This is a genomic window from Vibrio sp. 10N.222.46.A1 (genome assembly GCF_041473595.1).
Classification (GTDB): Bacteria; Pseudomonadota; Gammaproteobacteria; order Enterobacterales; family Vibrionaceae; genus Vibrio; species Vibrio tasmaniensis_A.
Genome location: NZ_JBFRSN010001193.1, coordinates 1 through 2,392, shown reverse-complemented (window position 1 = coordinate 2,392; position 2,392 = coordinate 1). Strand labels below are relative to the sequence as shown.

Sequence of the window (2,392 nt, the reverse complement as noted above, 5' to 3'; positions counted from 1 at the left end):
TCTATGCTTACATGGGCGGCCGTATCAGGAAGTTGGTATAACGGAGCGGGTATCATGCTTGCTTTCGGTTTAGGAACCCTCCCTGCGATGCTCACGGTTGGAATGGGGGCAAATTTCCTCAAAAAACTGCAACAAGCTGACTTATTTCGTCAGTTTGGTGCAATTTTAATCCTCATTTACGGCTTCTATACCGGTTATATGGCGCTACAGCTTATTATTTATACCGTATAGTGGCGTCTTTAATCCGGTTTTTTTACTACCCTTTAGGATTAAGGAATGCTAAAATATTGACGTATATCAAATAGTGAAAGATTGTTATGATTTCTGAAAAGCCTGTGACGAAACGTGTTCAGTCTGGTGGCTGTGCGATCCATTGCCAGGATTGTAGTATTAGCCAGCTCTGTATTCCGTTTACTTTGAATGAATCTGAACTCGATCAACTTGATCAGATCATTGAGAGAAAAAAGCCTATTCAAAAAGGCCAAGAGTTATTTAAAGCCGGTGACGAGCTTAAATCTCTATACGCTATTCGCTCTGGAACGATCAAGAGCTACACGATTACCGAGCAAGGTGATGAGCAGATTACTGCATTCCACCTAGCGGGCGATCTTGTTGGCTTCGATGCGATTACTGGTGACATGCACCCTAGTTTCGCACAAGCGTTAGAAACTTCTATGGTCTGTGAAATTCCATACGAAATTCTAGACGACCTATCAGGCAAAATGCCTAAATTGCGTCAGCAAATTATGCGTCTGATGAGTAATGAGATTAAAGGTGACCAAGAAATGATTCTGCTTCTTTCTAAGAAGAACGCGGAAGAGCGTCTTGCTGCATTCCTTTACAACCTTTCTACTCGTTTCTCTCAACGTGGCTTCAGCCCACGTGAGTTCCGCCTAACGATGACTCGTGGCGATATTGGTAACTACCTTGGTTTGACTGTTGAAACAATTAGTCGTCTTTTAGGTCGCTTCCAAAAAGCAGACATCTTGAGCGTTAAAGGCAAATATATCACTATCGAAGATCACGATGCGTTGATGGAACTTGCTGGCGTTTCAAAAGAATAGTCTAGATATCAATGATGTAGTTCAATAATGAGCTACATCATGTTTCTCTCTTAAAACCTCTTATATTTCTCTTATTCTCTCCATAACTACGCTACATTATTTATATGTTCGGTCTGAAAAGTAGGCTTAGTTATGAGTATCTATAACAAAATTTTAGTTGTCGCAGACATTAATCACGATGAGCAACCTGCTCTAGTTCGTGCTATCCAACTTGCCAAGAAAAGCACATCAACAAGCCACATCACTTTCTTTTTATCGATCTACGATTTCTCGTATGACATGACATCTATGCTCTCTGTCGATGAAAGAGACGCAATGCGTAAAGGCGTAATTCATCAACGTGAAATTTGGATGAATAAAGTGGCGGCTCCTTACCTTGATGATTCTATTGAATTTAACGTGCAAGTGGTTTGGCATAACCGCCCGTATGAAGCGATCATTGCAGAGGTTTACAGTGGCGAGCATGACATCCTAATCAAAGGTACGCGTAAGCACGATACCTTAGAATCTGTCATCTTTACTCCTACCGACTGGCACTTATTGAGAAAATGCCCTAGCCCAGTGCTATTGGTTAAAAATGATTTCTGGCCAGAACACGCGAAGATTTACGCTTCAGTCCATGTTGGCTCTGAAACCGAAGCTCACTTAGAGCTCAATGATACGATGGTCGACAGGTTACTTGAAATCACAGGTCGTTTAGATGCTGAGCCGCTATTGGTAAACGCCTACCCGGTGACACCTGCTAATATCACAATCGAGCTGCCAGAGTTTGACCCAACCTCTTATACTGACGCGGTTCGTGGCCATCACTTAACAGCGATGAAAGCGTTGCGCCAGAAGCACGGTATGAGTGAAGAGCAAACTGTTGTTGAGCAAGGCTTGCCAGAAGATGTTATTCCTTGTGTCGCGTCTGAAAACAACGCTGCTATGGTGATTCTTGGTACCACCGGCCGTACTGGATTGTCTGCCGTCTTTATTGGTAATACTGCGGAACATGTCATCGACAAGATTAACTGTGACGTACTTGCTCTTAAACCGTCGGGTTACGTCAGTCCACTTGATCCCAATTTGTCTATAGGTTAATGCCTTATAGCTGATTTAAAATCATAAAAAAACGCCTCAAGCATTGCTTGAGGCGTTTTTGTTTGTCTGTCTGTTGTAGGCGCATCTATTGCTCTACAACGATTATTCTTATTATACGTTAGTCACGTCGATGAACATTGACTCATCGATATTTGATGAGGAAATTTCAGCTTCTTCGAATTCGTAGGCCTTGCGATCTTCACTACGGTCTAGTGGAAGGTTTACGAAATCAAACAGTTCTCGGT

At 42.4% G+C, this 2,392-nt stretch carries 3 protein-coding genes and 1 pseudogene; 3 read left to right on the top strand and 1 reads right to left on the bottom strand.

The annotated features are described in order from the left end of the window. The 3 genes from AB4496_RS25140 to uspE all read left to right on the top strand — a co-directional run. The coding region (locus AB4496_RS25140; protein ID WP_372132538.1) for a sulfite exporter TauE/SafE family protein at positions 1–231 on the top strand (231 nt) is incomplete at its 5' end. 86 nt (positions 232–317) lie between these two features. Continuing rightward, complete coding sequence (locus AB4496_RS25135; RefSeq protein WP_009846714.1) at positions 318–1,064, top strand: FNR family transcription factor; 747 nt, start codon at positions 318–320, stop codon at positions 1,062–1,064. Positions 1,065–1,196: 132 nt separating this feature from the next. Beyond that, positions 1,197–2,147: a universal stress protein UspE gene (uspE, locus tag AB4496_RS25130; RefSeq protein WP_009846715.1), complete on the top strand. Its 951-nt coding sequence runs from the start codon at positions 1,197–1,199 to the stop codon at positions 2,145–2,147. A gap of 111 nt (positions 2,148–2,258) precedes the next feature. Here uspE and AB4496_RS25125 read toward each other — a convergent pair. After that, a pseudogene (locus tag AB4496_RS25125) lies at positions 2,259–2,392 on the bottom strand (tRNA 2-thiocytidine(32) synthetase TtcA); the annotation flags it as partial.

What these genes read in the sequence shown, in the direction of transcription:
- AB4496_RS25135 (WP_009846714.1), top strand. Translation starts at nt 318, where the DNA reads ATGATTTCTGAAAAGCCTGTGACGAAACGTGTTCAGTCTGGTGGCTGT.
- uspE (WP_009846715.1), top strand. Translation starts at nt 1,197, where the DNA reads ATGAGTATCTATAACAAAATTTTAGTTGTCGCAGACATTAATCACGAT.